The organism is Pseudomonas sp. B7, assembly GCF_016735645.1.
Classification (GTDB): Bacteria; Pseudomonadota; Gammaproteobacteria; order Pseudomonadales; family Pseudomonadaceae; genus Aquipseudomonas; species Aquipseudomonas glycinae.
Window position 1 is genome coordinate 59,035 of sequence record NZ_JAERRE010000015.1, and the last position, 17,441, is coordinate 76,475.

Sequence of the window (17,441 nt, forward strand, 5' to 3'; positions counted from 1 at the left end):
AGAAAAAACCCGCTGTCTCAGTGGAGGAAGGCAGCGGGTTCAGTGTTTTCCGAGCTCTCCAATAACAAGGTTGACCCCCAAGTAAATACAGGAGGCTTTTAATGTTTTTATGGATAAGTGGCTTTTTGAAAGGTGATGAAGAGGACGACTCTTTGAAGTTTGAACTGACGGTGAAGCCTGAGGCAGAAGCTGCGGTTTTAGCGTTGCTGGGTTGGGAAAGCCTGGAAGAAAGCGAGGCCGGAGAATGGTTATTGAATGACGGTCAGGTCCGGCAAATCGCGTCAGTCCTTAATGAACACCTACCAACTGAACTAGATCTTTTTATCGGGGTTCGGGAATAGTTGAGTCTTTTCTATCAAGAACCAACAGTGAACCACGATGAAGCAGTGAGGATTCTTGAAAGCGGCGTGGAAAGGAATGTTGTCGCTGGATTGATTTCTATTGGCTTGAACGAATCAGACAGAATCTGGGCTCAGCAAACCTGCCTGAAGTATTTCGCCAGCAGCAATGAGTCGGTTGTCGCATCTGCCATTACCGCTTTGGGCCACATTGCTCGAAGGCACGGCAAACTGGACAAAGACATTGCCTTCGCGGCCCTGGAAGAAGTAAAGACAAGATTCCCCTCCCTGGAAGGCGTGATCGCAGACACGCTTGACGATATTGAGGCATTCACCTGACTCATCGAGTCCTTGCATGCCGGACGTTGTGATCAGGAACGCCCCTCATCACAACGCACTCGTCCCGCGAGCTTCAATCCTCCCGCGTCAAAACCTCCAGCAACTCAATCTCGAACACCAGATTCGAATTCGGCGGAATCTTGCCCATCGTCCGTTCGCCGTAACCCAGATGCGCCGGCACCAGCAGTTTGCGCTTGCCGCCAACTTGCATCCCCATGATCCCCTGATCCCAACCCTTGATCACCCGACCGGTGCCGATCACGCACTGAAACGAATTGCCCCGGCTCCAGGACGAATCGAATTCGGTGCCGTCTTCCAGCCAACCCGTGTATTGGGTGGTGATCAACGCGCCTTTGACGGCGGCTTTTCCGTCGCCGGGCTGAAGATCGATTATCTGCAGTTCATCATTCATAACATTCACTCTATTGTTCCGCTGGCCGCCGTTTTCCCAGAAATACCGGTCATTGGCAACCGTTTGACCCTACGTCGGCCGTGATGGATGATGGCCACCCGCTACCAATCCTGATCGATAGGCCATGACAGCGACGCTTGAATGACTCAACTCTGGATCAGCTTCGCCATTGTCGTTGTGCTGTTGGTCGTGATCGCCGTTCTGATCCGCCGAGTGCGCGCGCTTCGTCAGCAACTCGCCGAGTATCGCGAACTGCTCACCCGCGCCGCCGAGGGCCAGAACATCCGTCAGGATGGCGACGCCGACCGCTTCAAGCGCAGCCAGTATTTTGCGCGGATCGGCACTTGGGATTGGGAAGTCGACACGGATCGACTCTATTGGTCCGACGCAATATTCGGCATGTTCGGCTTCAAGATCGGCGAAGTGACGCCCTCCTATGCGCTGTTCTGTTCCTGCGTACACCCCGATGACCGCGCCAGGGTGCGCGCGGGGGAATTGCGATGCCTGGAGACTGGTGAAAACCATGATGAGGAATACCGCGTGGTCTGGCCCGACGGCACAATCCGCTGGTTGCGGGAAACCGGCAATGTGGTGCGCAACGATCACGACGCGGTGATCAAGATGATGGGTGTAGTACGCGACATCACCGAAGAAAAGGCCTCGGCCAGCTACCTCCAGCACCTCGCTCATTTCGACCCGTTGACCGGCCTGCCCAACCGCCTGGTGCTGGAAGAACGGCTATCGGAAGCACTGGAACATGCGCGCATGACCGAGACGCGGGTGGCGTTGGTGTTTATCGATCTCAACGGCTTCAAAGCGATCAACGACCGCTACGGTCACGCCGCCGGCGACCGTGTTCTGATCACCACCGCCACGCGCCTGAAACGCATCCTTCGGGTCAGCGATACCGTCGCGCGCATCGGCGGCGATGAATTCGTGGTCATCCTGCAAGGCCTCGCCCCCGGTCTGAACCTGCAGGACGAAGCGCGCAGCATCTGCCAGAAAATCTTCATCGAACTGTCCCCGCCAATCCCCATCGGCAATGAACAACGCCACATCGGCACCAGCCTCGGCGTCGCCGTATTTCCCGACCACGCACCGACCATGGACCGGTTGCTGCACATTGCGGATCTGGCGATGTACGAGGCCAAGCGCAGTGGGAACAATCAGTATCGGTTGGGCGGCGGGCAGACGCTGAGTCATGGCCCGGCTGATTGAGCCCGACGCTATTTCTCCACAGGCTGAATCGCCACAATCGTCCCGTTGGTGATCATCACCATCACGTATTTGTCATTGATCTGTACCCACTGCGCCTGCGGTTCCGGCTGCTTGAGGCCTTTCTGTTTCCAGTTTTTGATGGCTTTTTCGCTGCGCTGGTAAATGTCCGGGGCGCGGTCGTTGACGTTCAGTTCGCGGTTGCCGGTCGGTGATTGTTCGACAGTGTCGTTCGAGGTTTGCGCCGCTTGAACGAGTGGGCTGATCCCGGCGATGCCGGCGACGAGGGCCAGGCTGGCGATTAGGGTCTTGTTGTTCATCGGTGAACCTCCTTCAGATGTGTGATACCTGAACTCCGACTGCGGGGTTCGGGAATCATTCCTTGTATTTTTTTGCCCGGACTGTCTGGGAGATTGTAGTCGCCGACCAGTCCGCCATCGCTGGCAAGCCAGCTCCCACAATGGTTGTGGTGTTTACAGAATCGCTGAGCACACCATCAAAACTGTGGGAGCTGGCTTGCCAGCGATAGGGCCGGCACATTCAAAACTTGCACTGTCTGACACACCATCACTTGCCTGCCAGCCCCCACAAAGTCCCCGATTAATCCGGCATACGCATCAATCCATGCCAACAATGCAATTAACAAATCGATCCCTGCGCGCCACTATCCGCCCCAATAAGAACCGTGCGCCGCCTCCCCGTCGCGCACGTCATAAAAGCGGTGGAGTACTTTTCTATGACAGCCTCAATCCCACACGGCGGCTCGCGGGCCGGCGCCATTTTCCGGGTGACCTCGGGTAACTTCCTCGAACAGTTCGACTTCTTTCTGTTCGGCTTCTACGCCACGCAAATCGCGGCGGTGTTCTTTCCGGCGAGCAGTGAGTTCGCGTCCCTGATGATGACTTTCGCAGTGTTCGGCGCAGGCTTTTTGATGCGTCCGCTGGGGGCTATCGTGCTCGGCGCGTACATTGATGACGTCGGTCGGCGCAAAGGGTTGATTGTCACCCTGTCGATCATGGCCAGCGGCACGATCTTGATTGTGCTGGTGCCCGGATACGAAACCATTGGCCTGTTCGCCCCGGCGTTGGTGTTGATCGGGCGCCTGTTGCAAGGCTTCTCCGCCGGTGCCGAACTGGGCGGGGTTTCGGTGTATCTCTCGGAGATCGCCACGCCCGGTCGCAAAGGCTTTTTCACCGCCTGGCAGTCGGCCAGTCAGCAGGTGGCCATCGTCGTCGCCGCCGCGCTCGGTTACGGTTTGAACCAATGGATGGCGCCGGAAGCTGTCGCCGATTGGGGCTGGCGGATTCCGTTTTTCGTCGGCTGCATGATCGTTCCGTTCATCTTCTTTCTGCGGCGCAATCTGGCGGAAACCGAAGAGTTCGCCGCTCGCAAACATCGTCCAAGCATGAAGGAAGTGTTCCGCACCCTCGGTCAGAACTGGGGCGTGGTGCTGGGCGGGATGCTGATGGTTGCCCTGACTACCACTGCGTTCTACCTGATCACCGTGTACGCACCGACCTTCGGCAAAACCGTGCTGCACCTGAGCACATCCGATGCGTTGCTGGTGACGTTGCTGGTGGGCGTTTCCAACTTCTTCTGGCTGCCGATTGGCGGTGCATTGTCCGATCGCGTCGGCCGCCGTCCAGTGCTGATCGCCATGGCGCTGCTGGCGCTGGCCACCACGTATCCAGCGCTGTCGTACCTGGTGCAGGCGCCGAGCTTCAGTCACATGCTGCTGTCGCTGTTGTGGCTGTCGTTTATCTACGGCCTGTACAACGGCGCGATGATTCCCGCGCTGACCGAGATCATGCCGGTGGAAGTGCGAGTGGCCGGTTTCTCCCTGGCTTACAGCCTCGCCACTGCCGTGTTCGGCGGATTCACTCCAGCGATGTCGACCTTCCTGATCCAGTACACCGGCGACAAAGCGGCACCGGGTTACTGGATGAGCATCGGCGCGCTCTGCGCATTGGGCGCGACGCTTTATCTGTATCGCCGGGCCGGCGGTCGTCTGCAACCTGTTACTGCCTGAGAACATCACCATGAAAAAACTGTTTACCGTTACCGCCCTGCTTGCCGGTCTTGCGTTCAACGTTGCGGCCCAGGCCGAAGAACTGCGGGTCATGACCTCCGGCGGTTTCACCGCCGCCTACAAGATCCTCGGGCCGAAATTCGCCGCCGCCACCGGCAACACGCTGGACACCCAACTCGGCCCGTCGATGGGCAAGGCGCCGGAGGCAATCCCCAATCGCCTCGCCCGTGGTGAAAAGGCCGACGTGGTGATCATGGTCGGCTACGCCCTCGATGATCTGATCAAGCAAGGCAAGGTTGATCCGGCTTCGCGGGTGGAACTGGCGGATTCGCGAATCGGCCTGGTGGTGCGCGAAGGCGCGCCGAAACCGGACATCAGCAACGTCGACGCTCTGAAGAAAACCCTGCTCGATGCAAAATCGGTGGCCTACTCCGACAGCGCCAGCGGCGTGTACATCGAGCAGCAATTGTTCAAGAAACTGGGTATCGAAGATCAGCTGAAACCGAAGGCGAAGATGATCCCGAAAATCCCGGTGGGTTCGGTGGTCGCAAACGGCGACTATCAACTGGGCTTCCAGCAGGTCAGCGAATTGCTGCCGGTGCCGGGGGTGAGTTTTGTGGCGAAGATTCCGGAATCGGTGCAGTCGGTAACGCGGTTTGCAGCGGGGATTCCGGTGGGCGCGCAGCACCCGCAGGAAGCCAAGGCGTTGCTCGCTTATCTGGCCGCACCTGCAGCCCAGCCTGACGTGCAGGCCACCGGGCTGGATTCGGTCAAGCGCTGACCGTCGGCGGCTGGACCTTCATTTCCACCACCAGCCGCTCCAGTTCCAGTGCCGCCGGGGTCAGCGTGCGACCCCGGCGTTTGATGATGCCGACGCTGCGCATCACTTGCGGATCGGTCAGCGGCACCCGCGTCAGAATCGGATGATCCGCCGCCGGCATCGCCATCAGCGGCACCGCCGCCACACCCAATCCCGCTTCCACCAGACCGATCATGGTCGTCACATGCCGCGTCTCGCAGATGCTCGGGCGCTGCGGCACCACTTTGGCCAGGGCCTGATCGAGCAAAAAGCGATTGCCGGAAGTCTTGTCCAGCGAGATGTAATCCTGCAGGTAGAACTCGTCCCAGGTGACGCTGCTGCGCCCGGCCAGCGGATGATCGCGGCGACAGGCGACTACGTAGCTCTCCTGCACCAGCGGCTCGAAATCCACGCCCGCCTCTTGGGTGCCCATGAAACTCAGGCCGAAATCCGCCTCGCCGTTGACCACTGCGCTCAGCACGTCGTGGGCGCTGGAGTCGAGGACTTTGACTTTGATTCGCGGAAACTGCCGGTGATAACGGGCGACGACGCTCGGCATGAAGTAGTACGCCGCCGACGGCACGCAAGCGACGGTCACGTGGCCCTGCCGATTCGAGGCGACCTCACTGATGCCGAGCAACGCGACGTCCAGATCGTCGAGCAAGCGTTCGACGCTGGGCATGAAACCGCGTCCGGCCTGGGTCAGGCTGACCTTACGCGTGGTGCGCTCGAACAGCTTCACGCCGAGAGCGTCTTCGAGCTTTTCGATGCGCCGGCTCAGGGCCGGTTGCGACAGGCGCACGGTGTCGGCGGCCTTGCGGAAACTGCCCTGCTCGACCACGGCGCGAAAGGCTTGCAGGTCGTTGAGGTCGAAGTTGATGGCCATGAAAGACTCGAAGGAATTGATTCGTTGAGGTTATAAATGTAACCAATTGATGCAAATTATTACAGAAGCACATCTGCTCAAGCAGGCTGTGCGGTAGATCTGCAATGATTTCAGCCTTTATCCTTGTCGCCCCCCGCCGTACCGCGTTACTGGAGTTCCGCTCATGCCCCATGAAGGCAATCTGTTGCAAGCCGCCGTCGTCTTTCTCCTGGCCGCCGTGCTCACCGTTCCCCTGGCCAAGCGTCTGCAACTGGGCGCGGTGCTCGGTTATCTGTTTGCCGGGGTGATCATCGGCCCGTCGGTACTGGGTCTGATCGGCAATCCGCAAAGTGTCAGCCATATCTCGGAACTGGGCGTGGTGCTGCTGTTGTTCATCATCGGTCTTGAGCTGTCGCCGCGACGTTTGTGGGTGATGCGCAAATCGGTGTTCGGCGTGGGTCTGGCGCAGGTGCTGCTGACCGGTTCGGTGATCGGTGTGCTGGCGTTGTCGGTGTTCGGCCAGCCGCTGAACAGCGCGATTGTTCTGGGCCTGGGCCTGGCGCTGTCGTCCACCGCATTCGGCCTGCAAAGCCTCGCCGAGCGCAAGGAACTGACCAGCCCCCACGGGCGGTTGGCGTTTGCGATTCTGCTGTTCCAGGACATCGCCGCGATCCCGTTGATCGCCCTGGTGCCGATGCTCGCGGGGGTCGATCACCACACCAGCACCGCCGACGATATTCGTCACAGTTTGCAGGTGCTCGGCAGTATCGCCGTGGTGGTGATCGGCGGGCGATATCTGTTGCGTCCGGTGTTTCGCGTGGTGGCGAAAACCGGTCTGCCGGAAGTCTCCACCGCCACCGCGTTGCTGGTGGTGATCGGTACAGCGTGGCTGATGGACATGGTCGGTGTGTCGATGGCGCTGGGCGCGTTTCTCGCCGGGTTGCTGTTGGCGGATTCGGAATACCGCCATGAGCTGGAAGCGCAGATCGAACCGTTCAAGGGTCTGCTTCTCGGGCTGTTTTTCATCAGCGTCGGCATGGGCGCCAACCTCAGTCTGCTGCTCAGCGCGCCAATCACGGTGCTGGGGCTGACGCTGTTGCTGATCGCCCTGAAGTTGCCGTTGTTGTTTGTAGTCGGGCGTCTGGCCGGTGGATTGAACAAGGTCAGCGCGATTCGCCTCGGCATCGTGCTGGCAGCGGGCGGTGAGTTTGCTTTCGTAGTGTTCAAGATTGGCCGCGATCAAGGCCTGTTTGAACCACGTCTGTACGACCTGCTGGTGCTGACCATCACCCTGTCGATGGCCGTCACGCCGCTGTTGCTGCTGGTCTGCGCACGGCTGGTCAGCCCGAAGGTGCAGCCGGTGGAAGTGCCGGAGAAATTCCGCCAGATCGAGACCGAATCCCCACGGGTAGTGATCGCCGGCATGGGCCGCATGGGGCAGATCGTGGCGCGGATCCTGCGGGCGCAGAACATCAAGTTCGTGGCGCTGGACACCTCGGTGGAAACCATCGAACTGTCGCGCAGTTTTGGTGGCGTACCGGTGTTCTACGGTGACCCGATGCGTCCGGAAATCCTCAGTGCGGCCAAGGTCGGTGAAGCGGAGTACTTCGTGATTGCCACGGATGATCCGGAAACCAACATCAAGACCGCTGAGATCGTGCGCAAGCTCTACCCAGACATGAAGATCATCGCCCGGGCGCGTAACCGGCAGCATGTGCATCGGCTGGTGGATGTGGGGGCCGATCCGATCCGGGAGACCTATTACTCAAGCCTGGAAATGAGCCGCCGCACCCTGGTTGGCCTTGGCTTGACCCAGGCCCAGGCCGATGCGCGGATCAAGCGCTTCAAGCACCATGACGAACAGGTGCTGGAAGCTCAACACGCGGTGTACGACGACGCGGCCAAAGTGCTGCAGACCGCCCAGGAAGCGCGGGCGGAACTGGCCCGGTTGTTCGAGTCGGATCAACTGGAAGAACAATCGGGCAAGTCCTGAGCCCCGCCATCAATCCTTCCCGCGCAATGCGCGGGAAGGTTCTGATCAGGCCATCTCCAGCGCCCGCTCCTCCTTCAGGGGCGCCTCTGCAAACCGGTCCGCCAGAAACGGCGTGATGTCCAGCGGCAGCGGTTCATCGTTGACCATTTTGTCCAGCAACACCCCGGTGATCGCCGACGTCAGCACCCCGGTGCGGAAATGCCCACAGGCGTTGAGGTAACCCTCGACCCCGGCCATCGGCCCGAGAATCGGCAATTCGTCCGGCGAGCCCGGCCGCAACCCGGCCCAGGTGCGTTTGAGGTTGATGTCCGCCAGTTCCGGCAAACAACGCACCGCGCCCTGCACCAGCCCGGCGATTTCCGGCCAGGTGGTGGTGACGTCGAAGCCCTTATCCTCGGTGGTGCTGCCGATCAGGATTTCGCCGTTGTCCTTCTGCGCCATGTAGCAATCGCTGGTGGTCAGGCAACCGTTGAGGATTTTCGGCAGACGTTCGGTGAGCAGGATCTGGCCTTTAACCGGTTTCACCGGAATGCGGATGCCCGTGGCCCACTCGCTCAAGTCCGCTGCCCAGGCGCCGGCGGCGTTGATCAGGGTTTTGCAGTGGAACACCCCGGCTTCGGCCGTCTGTACGCCAGTCACCCGGGTGCCGTGATGCAACACGCCGGTGATGTTGGTGTTGACGTACATGTCCACGCCATTCTGCCGGGCGCCTTCGGTGTAGGCGTCGGCCAGGCGGAACGGGCTGACCTGGTGGTCGCAGAGAAACTCCAGCGCCCCGCGTGCCTCATGGCTGACGCTCGGCTCGGACTCGCGCAACGCCGCCTGATCCAGCCAGCGCACCTGATCGGCCAAGTGCGGAATGCAACTGACGATGTGCTCGGCGTACAACCGGTCTTCATCGTCATAGATCACGAACTTGAGCCCGGTCTTTTCGAACTTGAAATCCATCCCGTGGTTGTCGCGCAGTTCGCGGTGCAGCGCCGGGTACAGCGCGTTGGACTGCAAGGCGAAATCGAAAAACGACGGCGGCAGAATGTGCGGCGTGCTGGCGTCCACCGCCACCGCCGCGCCCTGGGTTTCGCGCTTGCGGCTGGCCGACATCATGCGGAAGAAAATCACCCCGCAGCCCAGCCCCACTGACTCGCCAATCGCCCACAAACCGCCGGCCGAAGCGCGGGTCGCGTTGCCCGGACGCTTGGCGTCGATCAGCGCAACCTTGAGGCCTTTGCGTTTGGACAACTGATAGGCGATGGAGGCGCCGATCACACCGCCGCCGGCGATGACCACGTCATAGAACTTACTCATGGGAAACGGCCTCCGTGCCGAGGGACTGGAACGCGGAAAAAGGGATCGGATCGATCGGGAAACGCGGGCGCAGCCAGCCGACATCCTTGCGCCCGGAGGCCTGACGCAAGCGGTCGCTGCAATAGCCGACGCACATCCGCCCCTGGCAGTCGCCCATGCTTATGCGGGTGCGCATTTTCAGGCTGGCGATGTCTTGCACGCCCTGCTCCAGCGCCCGGTCGATGTCGGCGCGGGTCGCGTGTTCGCAGCGGCAGATCACCGTGTCGGCGGCCGGCAATGCGGTCTGCCCGACGCCGCGTTCGGTGTAGCGATCCACTGCGGCGCGGAAACGTACGATGGCTTTGAGTTTGCTCAGGTAACGGTCGCGACGGACCCGCGCCAGCTCTTCTTCCAGCACGCCGCGTTGCAGCAGGATCGAAGTGGCGGCGATCTTGCCGGCGAGCATCGCCGCTTCGCCGCCACGAATCCCGCCCATGTCACCGGCCAGATGCACGTGGGGCTCGCTGCTTTGCTGCCAGATATTGGCGTTGGCGCGCAGGTAACCGTCGTCGCTGAAGCCGTGATCCAGACCCATTTGCTGACTCAGTTGCGTGCGCGGGATGAAGCCGTAGCCGACGGCTAGGGTCTTCGCTTCGAAGCGTTCAACCCGGCTCAGGTCCGGCTCCCACGTTGCCGAGTACGGTGCCACGCTGACGCTTTTCAGTTCGCCTTCGCCGTGCGCTTCGACCACGCCCCAGCCGTAGTGCATCGGGATGCTGTGCAGTTTCAGGTAGGCGAGCATGCTCAAGCCATCGAGGAACAGCTGCGGCTTGTTCAGCAGTGCCAGGCTTTCCTTGGCAATCTTGCCGAATGCGCAGGCCTCGTAGACCCCCGCCACACTCACGCCCGACGCATGCAACTGGGTCGCCACCAGCGGCAACAGCGGCCCGGTACCGGCGATCACCACCGGCCCCTGCGGTTTGACCACCCCGCTTTTGATCTGCAATTGCAGACCGCCCAGCAGGATCACGCCGGGCAGCGTCCAGCCTGGAAACGGCACGCTGCGCTCGTGACAACCGGCGGCCAGCAGCAACTGCGGGTATTCGATTTCATGCAGCCGCTCGTCGCCGTCCAGTACCACCAGCGAACGCGTGCCTTCTGCGCCGACTACGCGGTGGTTGAGGCGCACGTCGATCAGCCCGGACTGCTCCTGGAAATCACCGTGCAATTTGCCCAACGCCTCGGAGTAACGCGGCCCCAGATAATCCAGCTGCACGCCGTCACGCAGCGGCCCGCGATAGACCACGCCGCCAAGGCGCGAAGCTTCTTCGAGCAAAGTGCAGCGCACCCCATGCAGGGCCAATTCGATGGCCGCGGCCATTCCCGCCGGGCCACCGCCGACGATCACCGGATGCAGGCTCATAGCACCTCCTGCCCGTGAATACGGTTGGCCTGGGTTTCGATCAGCATGCCCTCGCGCACCACGGTCTGGCAGGCTCGACGCTTGTGCCGGCCGTTGATTTTCACCAGGCAGCACTGGCACACGCCCATGCCGCAATAGGCACCGCTGATCTGGTTGTGATCGTTGCGCGCCACCTGGCGCACGCCAAGGGACTGAATGACGCTGAGCACGGTTTCGCCGATGGCGGCGGTGACCGGCTGGCCGTTGATATGGACAGTCATATCCGCCTGCGCCAAGGGCTGGATATCGAAGGTTCTTTCTAGGCAGTGCATTGCGATGATCATCCGTGAAAAGTTCAGGTGAGGTTGAAACAGCTCCTTGCTGCACTACACCTCGCCGGCTCGTGGGGGGTTATCGCTCTCTATCGGGCCGGCAGGCGGGTTTTGCTCGCGCAGCAGAGTGCGCGCAAGCAATGTAGTCGATCCAGCGGCAAGGGCCTGGAAATTTCACGTTAGGGGATATTGCATTAACGGATATTGATCCAGGCCATGGAAATGACTGTAGGGTTCTGCGACCTCGACACTGCGCAGAAAGCAAAAAGCCGCTTCAACCCGAAGATGGAAGCGGCCAAGGCATGTGCCTCAAGGAATCAGTGCACGAACAGGGCGATCAGGATGATGATCGGGATTGGAACGCCGAGGAAAAACAGCAGTAGTGAGCGCATGGTGATTCTCCTTGATTAACGGACTGGCGGCAGCGTGGTCGTGGTGTAGGTTTCGACTTCGACGTACTCGACCGCATCCCGGCGGCGACCGCCGAAGGTGGCCGAGAGGCTGGCGAAGAACGCACCGGCCAACAATGCGATGAACATCCACAGCGTGGTCCAGGCAGCGACTTTGGCGGCGGTGTCGGCGGCTTGTTGCGCTTTCACTTTGGCGTCGGCGATTGCCTTCTGGGTGCGGGCGTAGATTTCATCGACCCGACGTTCGGCGTCGGCCTGGGTCAGGTTGGTACGCTGAGCGACCAGTTGTGCGAGATAGGTACGGTCTTCGGCGCTGAGCTGACCGTTGGCCAGGCTCTGGGCGAAGATCCGGGTCACGGTGCCACGGGCGGCGTCATCGCTGACGGCGGCGGGACGATCATCGCGGAACAGGCTGTCGACGAAGTAGCCGTACTGATCAGTGTCGGTGTTGGCCGCGGCAGTACCCGCCGCCTGAGTCATCGCACTGGCTGCGCCACCGGCGACACTTGCACCGGCCTGCACGCCACCGCTGACGATGCTGCTGACCGAGCCGACCACCAGCGTTGCGGTGACCAGAGTCGCTACACACCAGGACAGGAAGCCATGGGCGGTGTCGCGGAAATAAACCTCGTCACCGTGCATGTTGGCCCACTTCACTCGCAAGCGACCAGCGATGTAGCCACCGAGCCCCGAAGCGATGATTTGCGTGGCCGCCAGCCAGATGATGGTGGAAATGCCCAGCCCCTTGGCGCTGATACCCTCCCCGGCCCACGGTGATACGGCGGAGAAGCCCAGACCGAAGCCCAGCAGCACGAGAATCAGCGACAGTGCCGCCGCAGCGGCAGCCCCTGCGAAGATCGCGCCCCAGGACACCCCCGAGACGTTGCTCGACTCTCCTTCGTAGGCAGGATAAAACCCATCAGAGGATCTATTCATTGTTGTAGTGCTCCAGGCATGAAAAATGGTGTTACAACTCGTCATCAGAGGAATTGCAGTGACCGTGCCAGTCGCCGACACTAAATAAATCGTTTGGATTCAATCAGTTAAAAAGTCTGAACTTCCCAGGACCATGCAATTTGCAACAACGGCTCAATAACAGCGGGTTTTATGCATTGGCACAAAAGCCCCGGTCATTTGCGTTTGTAGCTTTTCTTGCCACTCGGAGTCAGGCAATACACGCCGCCGCGCGGCCCGGTGCAGAATGAGCCGGTACCGCAATCACAGCCATCGTTGCTTTGCAGAAGTTGTTGCGGTCGCGCCTGTTCGCGGATGCCGAACATGGCGGCGCAGCTCTTCTTCGAGCCGCTGATGGAGCCGTCATTGCACAGGAACAGATCGCCGTCGCAGCGATCGATGCCGCCCTTTTTCCCGGAACACGGGGTGTTGGCGGCCAGTGCCGAAGCGCTCAGCAGCGCCAGCAACATCCCGGCCATCGGCATCCAGCCACCACGAATCAACCGGCTCACGGCATCACCCCTTGAAAAATATGGCCATATGATATCAACGTTTCACAAAATAATTCGGCGACTGCGACTAATGACGGCTAAAACATGAAAGTTAATTTAAAGCGCCCGCGCAAAATCTTGGCAAAATGCTGCCATTGCGTTTGAACAGACCAGCAGGCCCACCATGACTCGCATCCTCACCATCGAAGACGACGCCGTGACCGCCCGGGAAATTGTCGCCGAACTGAGCAGCCACGGCCTCGACGTGGACTGGGTCGACAACGGCCGTGAAGGCCTGGACCGCGCCGTCAGCGGCAACTACGACCTGATCACCCTCGACCGCATGCTGCCGGAACTCGATGGCCTGGCCATCGTCACCACCCTGCGCACCATGGGCGTGGCCACGCCGATCCTGATGATCAGCGCCCTTTCCGATGTCGACGAGCGCGTGCGCGGCTTGCGCGCCGGCGGCGATGATTACCTGACCAAACCGTTCGCCACCGATGAAATGGCCGCCCGGGTCGAAGTATTGCTGCGTCGGCAGAACAGCAACGGCGCCCAGCCGACCACGTTGCAGGTGGCGGATCTGCAACTCGACCTGATCAGCCACGAAGCCCGTCGCGCCGAGCAAGTGCTGACGCTGCTGCCGACCGAGTACAAGTTGCTGGAATTCCTGATGCGCAACAGCGGTCAGATCCTGTCGCGGATGATGATTTTCGAGGAAGTCTGGGGCTACCACTTCGACCCCGGCACCAACCTGATCGACGTGCACATCGGCCGTCTGCGCAAGAAGATCGACCCGCCGGGCAATGTCCCGCTGATCCGTACGGTGCGAGGCTCGGGTTATGTCATTGCCGAACCCGTCTGACGGTTGGCGCTCTTCCAGCAGCCGCTTGCTGGCGCTGTACAGTTCGTTGTTCGTGGCCTGGAGCGCGATCCTCATGGGGGTCATGTACTTCGAGGTTTCCGGTTATCTCGACAACCTGGCCAAGCATTCGCTGATGCAACGTCAGCACCTGTTCAAGCATTTTCGCGGCGATCAACTGGAAGAGGCCCTCGCCGCCAGCATGACCTTCGACATTCGCGGCATCGACGCCTACGGCCTGTTTGACGCCCAGCATCGCTACCTCGGCGGCGCGTTGCAGAAGATCCCCGAGGGCCTGCCGCTGGACGGCAAGATCCACATGCTCAGCGAATGCGCCGACTCCGACGACCCGACCCTGCCCGCCGACAGCTGCGACGCTGTCGCCACCCCGACCCGAGACGGCCGCTGGCTGGTGTTGTTGCGTGACAACGGTTCGCTGTTCGCGGTGACCAGGATCATTCTGCATGCGTTGCTCTGGGGCGTATCGCTGACGATTGTGCCGGGCATCATCGGCTGGCATTTGCTGCGTCGCCGGCCGTTGCGGCGGATCCGGGCGATCCAGGCCAGCGCCCAGTCGATTGTCGCCGGGGACCTGACCCACCGTTTGCCGCTGTCCAATCGCCGCGATGAGCTGGACATGCTCGCCGCCATCGTCAACGCCATGCTCGATCGCATCGAGCGCTTGATGAATGAAGTCAAAGGCGTGTGCGACAACATTGCCCATGACCTGCGCACCCCGCTGACCCGATTGCGCGCGCAGTTGTATCGCATGCAGCAGCAGGCCGGCGAAGGTTCGCCAGAAGCGGCGCAACTGGATCTGGTGCTGGCCGAGGCCGATACGCTGATGGCGCGGTTTCGCGGGTTGCTGAGGATTTCCGAACTGGAAGATCGTCAGCGCCGCTCGGGGTTTGTCGAGCTCGATCCGGTCTTGTTGCTGCAGGAATTGCACGAGTTTTATCTGCCGCTGGCCGAAGACGACGAGCTGCGCTTCGAGCTGAACATGCCGGAAACGCTGCCGATGTTGAACGGCGATAGGGCGTTGCTGTTTGAAGCGCTGGCGAACCTGTTGAGCAACTCGATCAAGTTCACCCCGGCCGGTGGCACGGTGGTGTTGCGCGGGGTCAATGATGCGGGGCATACGCGGATCGAGGTGCACGACTCCGGGCCCGGCATTCCAGAATCCGAACGGGAGGCGGTGTTCCAGCGCTTCTATCGCGCCGAGGGCGGGCAACCGCAGAATGGTTTTGGCCTGGGACTGTCGATCGTCGCGGCGATCGTCAATCTGCACGGGTTCAGTCTTGAGGTGGGACGCAGCGATCTGGGCGGGGCGAAGCTGGTGCTGGATTGTCGGCAGAGTCTGATTTCACAGTCTTGAAGAGATCGTTCCCACGCCGCGTGGGAACGATCAGCGATCAACTTAAGCGGGGTAGTTGGCGCGCAGTGCCTCGAGCCCACCCTGATAGATCCCGCTGAACAGCGCCACCACTTCCTCCTCGCTCACGCCCTTGGCCGTGAAGCGTCCCGACCACGTCACCTTCGCGCCCTGCCCCTGAGCTTCAACACGAATCGTCGCCAGATAATCGGTGGCCGGAAACGGTGCCTGCAGAATCGAATAACTGTAGGTTTTGCCCGCGTTATCGAACGTCTCCAGACGCTCGACCACCACGCCGCCGTCAGCGGTTTGCAAAGTGCGCACACGCCCGCCCTCGCTCAGCTCGCTGTTGGGAATGAACGGCAGCCAGTCCGGCAAGGTGTTGAAGCCGCCAATCAATTGCCAGACCTGATCGGCCGAAGCCGGGATGTCGATCGTTGCTGATGCTGTTGCCATAGATAAAAAGTCTCTCTCGATGAATTCAGATAGTCAGGCTGTCGACCACGCCACCGTCGACCCGCAACGCGGCGCCAGTGGTAGCTGAAGACAGCGGTGAAGCGATGTAGGTGACCAGGTGCGCGACCTCTTCGACATCCGCCACGCGCTGGATGATCGAGCTCGGGCGGGCCCGGCGGACAAACGCGTCAGCCTCGTCCCGCAGGCTGCGGCCAGACTCGGCGGCGGCATCCTTGAGCATTTCCTCGACACCGTCGGTGAAGGTCGGCCCCGGCAGGATCGCGTTGACCGTAACCCCGGTGCCCGCCAGGCGTTTGGCCAGGCCATGGGACACCGCGAGGTTGGCGCTTTTGGTCACGCCGTAGTTGATCATGTCGGCCGGGGTGGCTACGCCGGATTCCGAAGACAGGAAGATCACCCGGCCCCAGCCCTGCTCGACCATCGCCGGCACGTAATGCCGCGACAAGCGCACGCCGGAGATCACGTTGATCTCATAGAAGCGCGTCCACTCATCGTCCGGCGCGTCGAAGAAATCCACGGCGTTGTAGATGCCGAGGTTGTTCACCAGGATGTCGGCTTTCGGTTCGGCGGCGAACAGTTTCTGCGCGCCTTCGGCCGTGCCCAGATCCGCCGTCAGACCGCGCAGTTGCGCGCCCGGCACCTTGTCTCGAATGCTTGTAAGCGCCTGTTCGACCTTGGCCGCGTCGCGACCGATCACCACCACCGTGGCGCCCGCTTCGGCCAGCGACTGGCTGATACCCAAACCGATGCCCGCCGTGCTGCCGCTGACAATCGCCAGTTTTCCGCTCAGATCGATCTTCATGCTTTCACCTCGTCGATAGGTAATGGTGCACGTTCGGACACCAGTTTCGCTTCACGCATGGCCTGCCAGAAAACGGCCGGAATGACCGCCGACAGCGCCGCCACATCTTCAGCGATACGCCCCGGTTTGCTCGCGCCGGGAATCACGGCTGCCACGGCCGGATTGGCCAGCGAGAATTGTAGTGCAGCCGCTTTGACATCGACGCCGTAAGCCGCGGCGATGCGTTTGATCTGCTCAACCCTGGCAACGACTTCAGGACTGGCCTTCTGGTATTCGAAGTGCGCACCGCCGGCCAGGATCCCAGAGCTGTATGGACCGCCGACAACGATTTCAACGTTCTGCGCCCGGGCCGAATCCATCAAGCGCTGCAGAGCGCGGTCGTGGTCGAGCAAGGTGTAGCGGCCGGCCAACAGGAAGCCGTCAGGCTGCGCCTCGGTCAGGTCCAGCGTCAACTCGCACGGCTCGACCTTGTTCACGCCCAGGCCCCAGCCCTTGATCACGCCTTCTTCACGCAGACGGGTCAGGACTTTGAAGGCGCCGGTACGGGCCTGATTGAAGTACTCGAGCCATTGATCGCCGTAGAAATCCTGAGCGATGTCGTGGACCCAGACGATGTCGAGGCGATCGGTTTTCAGGCGCTTGAGGCTGTCTTCGATCGAACGCAGCGTAGCGTCAGCGCTGTAGTCGTTGACGATCTTGTTCGGGCGGCCGTGTTCGAACACCCCGCTTTTCTCGCCCAGATCCCGGGCGGCGGCGTCTTCGACTTCATCGAGAATCACCCGGCCGACTTTGGTGCTGAGCACATAGTCGTCGCGCTTGTAGCGGGACAGTGCTTCGCCGAGGCGGATTTCCGAGAGGCCCGAACCGTAGAACGGTGCGGTGTCGAAGTAACGCACACCGGCCTCCCACGCCGCGTGCACGGTAGCTTGGGCTTCTTCTTCAGGAATGGCGCGGAACATGTTGCCCAGCGGCGCGGTGCCGAAGCCGAGTTGGCCGGGGAGTTTGTCTTTCAAGCTCATGATGCTGTCCTCGTAGTTCGTGGTCGGTGTTGACCGTTGAGCA

At 61.1% G+C, this 17,441-nt stretch carries 20 protein-coding genes; 9 read left to right on the forward strand and 11 right to left on the reverse strand.

Annotated elements, in window-relative coordinates; all coding sequences use genetic code 11:
* Window positions 1-101: 101 nt before the first annotated feature.
* Entirely contained in the window at window positions 102-341 is a 240-nt protein-coding gene (locus tag JKA62_RS26800; RefSeq protein ID WP_011334842.1) for a pyocin S6 family toxin immunity protein, read from the forward strand.
* Window positions 342-368: 27 nt separating this feature from the next.
* A complete protein-coding gene (locus JKA62_RS26805; RefSeq protein ID WP_238383018.1) occupies window positions 369-677 on the forward strand; it encodes a hypothetical protein in 309 nt (102 codons plus the stop codon).
* Window positions 678-750: 73 nt separating this feature from the next.
* On the opposite strand, the gene JKA62_RS26810 is transcribed toward JKA62_RS26805, so the two are convergent.
* Window positions 751-1,089 carry an FKBP-type peptidyl-prolyl cis-trans isomerase gene (locus JKA62_RS26810; RefSeq protein ID WP_201820291.1) on the reverse strand — a complete coding sequence of 113 codons (339 nt, stop codon included), beginning with the start codon at window positions 1,087-1,089 and terminating at the stop codon, window positions 751-753.
* A gap of 141 nt (window positions 1,090-1,230) precedes the next feature.
* Here JKA62_RS26810 and JKA62_RS26815 point away from each other — a divergent pair, with 141 nt between their 5' ends.
* Entirely contained in the window at window positions 1,231-2,307 is a 1,077-nt protein-coding gene (locus JKA62_RS26815) for a sensor domain-containing diguanylate cyclase (protein ID WP_201820295.1), read from the forward strand.
* Between the two features lie 8 nt (window positions 2,308-2,315).
* On the opposite strand, the gene JKA62_RS26820 is transcribed toward JKA62_RS26815, so the two are convergent.
* Entirely contained in the window at window positions 2,316-2,624 is a 309-nt protein-coding gene (locus JKA62_RS26820) for an RcnB family protein (protein ID WP_011334872.1), read from the reverse strand.
* A gap of 416 nt (window positions 2,625-3,040) precedes the next feature.
* Here JKA62_RS26820 and JKA62_RS26825 point away from each other — a divergent pair, with 416 nt between their 5' ends.
* Together JKA62_RS26825 and JKA62_RS26830 are read left to right on the forward strand one after the other, a co-directional pair.
* Window positions 3,041-4,333: an MFS transporter gene (locus JKA62_RS26825; protein WP_064380585.1), complete on the forward strand. Its 1,293-nt coding sequence runs from the start codon at window positions 3,041-3,043 to the stop codon at window positions 4,331-4,333.
* A gap of 10 nt (window positions 4,334-4,343) precedes the next feature.
* Window positions 4,344-5,114 (forward strand): substrate-binding domain-containing protein, encoded by a 771-nt coding sequence (locus tag JKA62_RS26830; protein ID WP_011334874.1) that lies wholly within the window; start codon window positions 4,344-4,346, stop codon window positions 5,112-5,114.
* Here the strand turns inward: JKA62_RS26830 and JKA62_RS26835 are convergent.
* Window positions 5,104-6,018, reverse strand: coding sequence for a LysR family transcriptional regulator (locus tag JKA62_RS26835; RefSeq protein WP_201820299.1), 915 nt, complete (start codon window positions 6,016-6,018; stop codon window positions 5,104-5,106). The genes JKA62_RS26830 and JKA62_RS26835 overlap by 11 nt on opposite strands.
* A 163-nt stretch (window positions 6,019-6,181) precedes the next feature.
* Between JKA62_RS26835 and JKA62_RS26840 the strand changes: the two genes are divergently transcribed.
* On the forward strand, window positions 6,182-7,990 hold the full coding sequence (locus tag JKA62_RS26840; RefSeq protein ID WP_011334876.1) for a monovalent cation:proton antiporter-2 (CPA2) family protein: 1,809 nt from the start codon (window positions 6,182-6,184) through the stop codon (window positions 7,988-7,990).
* Between the two features lie 45 nt (window positions 7,991-8,035).
* Here JKA62_RS26840 and hcnC read toward each other — a convergent pair whose 3' ends face one another.
* The 3 genes from hcnC to hcnA are packed head-to-tail and all read right to left on the reverse strand — an operon-like array spanning window position 8,036 to window position 11,008.
* The gene (hcnC, locus tag JKA62_RS26845; RefSeq protein WP_201820301.1) at window positions 8,036-9,295 is read right to left on the reverse strand and encodes a cyanide-forming glycine dehydrogenase subunit HcnC; all 1,260 of its coding nucleotides are present in this window, start codon (window positions 9,293-9,295) and stop codon (window positions 8,036-8,038) included.
* On the reverse strand, window positions 9,288-10,697 hold the full coding sequence (gene hcnB, locus JKA62_RS26850) for a cyanide-forming glycine dehydrogenase subunit HcnB (protein WP_201820302.1): 1,410 nt from the start codon (window positions 10,695-10,697) through the stop codon (window positions 9,288-9,290). The genes hcnC and hcnB overlap by 8 nt, the downstream gene beginning before the upstream one ends.
* Window positions 10,694-11,008 (reverse strand): cyanide-forming glycine dehydrogenase subunit HcnA, encoded by a 315-nt coding sequence (gene hcnA / locus JKA62_RS26855; RefSeq protein ID WP_041475585.1) that lies wholly within the window; start codon window positions 11,006-11,008, stop codon window positions 10,694-10,696. Before hcnA ends, hcnB begins: the two co-directional genes overlap by 4 nt.
* Window positions 11,009-11,224: 216 nt before the next feature.
* Between hcnA and JKA62_RS26860 the strand changes: the two genes are divergently transcribed.
* The gene (locus tag JKA62_RS26860) at window positions 11,225-11,419 is read left to right on the forward strand and encodes a hypothetical protein (protein WP_041475343.1); all 195 of its coding nucleotides are present in this window, start codon (window positions 11,225-11,227) and stop codon (window positions 11,417-11,419) included.
* Here the strand turns inward: JKA62_RS26860 and JKA62_RS26865 are convergent.
* On the reverse strand, window positions 11,416-12,354 hold the full coding sequence (locus tag JKA62_RS26865) for a hypothetical protein (RefSeq protein WP_201820303.1): 939 nt from the start codon (window positions 12,352-12,354) through the stop codon (window positions 11,416-11,418). The genes JKA62_RS26860 and JKA62_RS26865 overlap by 4 nt on opposite strands.
* A gap of 194 nt (window positions 12,355-12,548) precedes the next feature.
* Window positions 12,549-12,857 (reverse strand): hypothetical protein, encoded by a 309-nt coding sequence (locus JKA62_RS26870; protein WP_080511039.1) that lies wholly within the window; start codon window positions 12,855-12,857, stop codon window positions 12,549-12,551.
* A 190-nt stretch (window positions 12,858-13,047) separates the two neighbouring features.
* Here JKA62_RS26870 and JKA62_RS26875 point away from each other — a divergent pair, with 190 nt between their 5' ends.
* Together JKA62_RS26875 and JKA62_RS26880 are read left to right on the forward strand one after the other, a co-directional pair.
* A complete protein-coding gene (locus JKA62_RS26875; protein WP_007952956.1) occupies window positions 13,048-13,731 on the forward strand; it encodes a response regulator transcription factor in 684 nt (227 codons plus the stop codon).
* Window positions 13,709-15,103, forward strand: a complete 1,395-nt coding sequence (locus JKA62_RS26880) for a sensor histidine kinase (protein WP_011334882.1) — start codon at window positions 13,709-13,711, stop codon at window positions 15,101-15,103. The genes JKA62_RS26875 and JKA62_RS26880 overlap by 23 nt, the downstream gene beginning before the upstream one ends.
* Window positions 15,104-15,145: 42 nt before the next feature.
* Here the strand turns inward: JKA62_RS26880 and JKA62_RS26885 are convergent, their stop codons facing one another.
* The 3 genes from JKA62_RS26885 to JKA62_RS26895 are packed head-to-tail and all read right to left on the reverse strand — an operon-like array spanning window position 15,146 to window position 17,398.
* Window positions 15,146-15,556: an SRPBCC family protein gene (locus tag JKA62_RS26885; protein ID WP_085648314.1), complete on the reverse strand. Its 411-nt coding sequence runs from the start codon at window positions 15,554-15,556 to the stop codon at window positions 15,146-15,148.
* A 25-nt stretch (window positions 15,557-15,581) separates the two neighbouring features.
* On the reverse strand, window positions 15,582-16,379 hold the full coding sequence (locus JKA62_RS26890; protein ID WP_011334884.1) for an SDR family NAD(P)-dependent oxidoreductase: 798 nt from the start codon (window positions 16,377-16,379) through the stop codon (window positions 15,582-15,584).
* Window positions 16,376-17,398 carry an aldo/keto reductase gene (locus tag JKA62_RS26895; protein WP_201820304.1) on the reverse strand — a complete coding sequence of 341 codons (1,023 nt, stop codon included), beginning with the start codon at window positions 17,396-17,398 and terminating at the stop codon, window positions 16,376-16,378. The genes JKA62_RS26890 and JKA62_RS26895 overlap by 4 nt, the downstream gene beginning before the upstream one ends.
* Window positions 17,399-17,441: the final 43 nt, after the last annotated feature.

Excerpts from the sequence above, each read along its gene's own strand:
- JKA62_RS26830 (WP_011334874.1), top strand. The coding sequence starts at position 4,344 with ATGAAAAAACTGTTTACCGTTACCGCCCTGCTTGCCGGTCTTGCGTTC.
- JKA62_RS26880 (WP_011334882.1), top strand. The coding sequence starts at position 13,709 with ATGTCATTGCCGAACCCGTCTGACGGTTGGCGCTCTTCCAGCAGCCGC.
- JKA62_RS26825 (WP_064380585.1), top strand. The coding sequence starts at position 3,041 with ATGACAGCCTCAATCCCACACGGCGGCTCGCGGGCCGGCGCCATTTTC.
- hcnC (WP_201820301.1), bottom strand. The coding sequence starts at position 9,295 with ATGAGTAAGTTCTATGACGTGGTCATCGCCGGCGGCGGTGTGATCGGC.
- JKA62_RS26800 (WP_011334842.1), top strand. The coding sequence starts at position 102 with ATGTTTTTATGGATAAGTGGCTTTTTGAAAGGTGATGAAGAGGACGAC.
- JKA62_RS26835 (WP_201820299.1), bottom strand. The coding sequence starts at position 6,018 with ATGGCCATCAACTTCGACCTCAACGACCTGCAAGCCTTTCGCGCCGTG.
- JKA62_RS26870 (WP_080511039.1), bottom strand. The coding sequence starts at position 12,857 with ATGCCGATGGCCGGGATGTTGCTGGCGCTGCTGAGCGCTTCGGCACTG.
- JKA62_RS26840 (WP_011334876.1), top strand. The coding sequence starts at position 6,182 with ATGCCCCATGAAGGCAATCTGTTGCAAGCCGCCGTCGTCTTTCTCCTG.
- JKA62_RS26815 (WP_201820295.1), top strand. The coding sequence starts at position 1,231 with ATGACTCAACTCTGGATCAGCTTCGCCATTGTCGTTGTGCTGTTGGTC.
- JKA62_RS26895 (WP_201820304.1), bottom strand. The coding sequence starts at position 17,398 with ATGAGCTTGAAAGACAAACTCCCCGGCCAACTCGGCTTCGGCACCGCG.
- JKA62_RS26820 (WP_011334872.1), bottom strand. The coding sequence starts at position 2,624 with ATGAACAACAAGACCCTAATCGCCAGCCTGGCCCTCGTCGCCGGCATC.
- hcnA (WP_041475585.1), bottom strand. The coding sequence starts at position 11,008 with ATGCACTGCCTAGAAAGAACCTTCGATATCCAGCCCTTGGCGCAGGCG.
- JKA62_RS26865 (WP_201820303.1), bottom strand. The coding sequence starts at position 12,354 with ATGAATAGATCCTCTGATGGGTTTTATCCTGCCTACGAAGGAGAGTCG.
- JKA62_RS26885 (WP_085648314.1), bottom strand. The coding sequence starts at position 15,556 with ATGGCAACAGCATCAGCAACGATCGACATCCCGGCTTCGGCCGATCAG.
- JKA62_RS26810 (WP_201820291.1), bottom strand. The coding sequence starts at position 1,089 with ATGAATGATGAACTGCAGATAATCGATCTTCAGCCCGGCGACGGAAAA.
- JKA62_RS26890 (WP_011334884.1), bottom strand. The coding sequence starts at position 16,379 with ATGAAGATCGATCTGAGCGGAAAACTGGCGATTGTCAGCGGCAGCACG.
- hcnB (WP_201820302.1), bottom strand. The coding sequence starts at position 10,697 with ATGAGCCTGCATCCGGTGATCGTCGGCGGTGGCCCGGCGGGAATGGCC.
- JKA62_RS26860 (WP_041475343.1), top strand. The coding sequence starts at position 11,225 with ATGGAAATGACTGTAGGGTTCTGCGACCTCGACACTGCGCAGAAAGCA.
- JKA62_RS26875 (WP_007952956.1), top strand. The coding sequence starts at position 13,048 with ATGACTCGCATCCTCACCATCGAAGACGACGCCGTGACCGCCCGGGAA.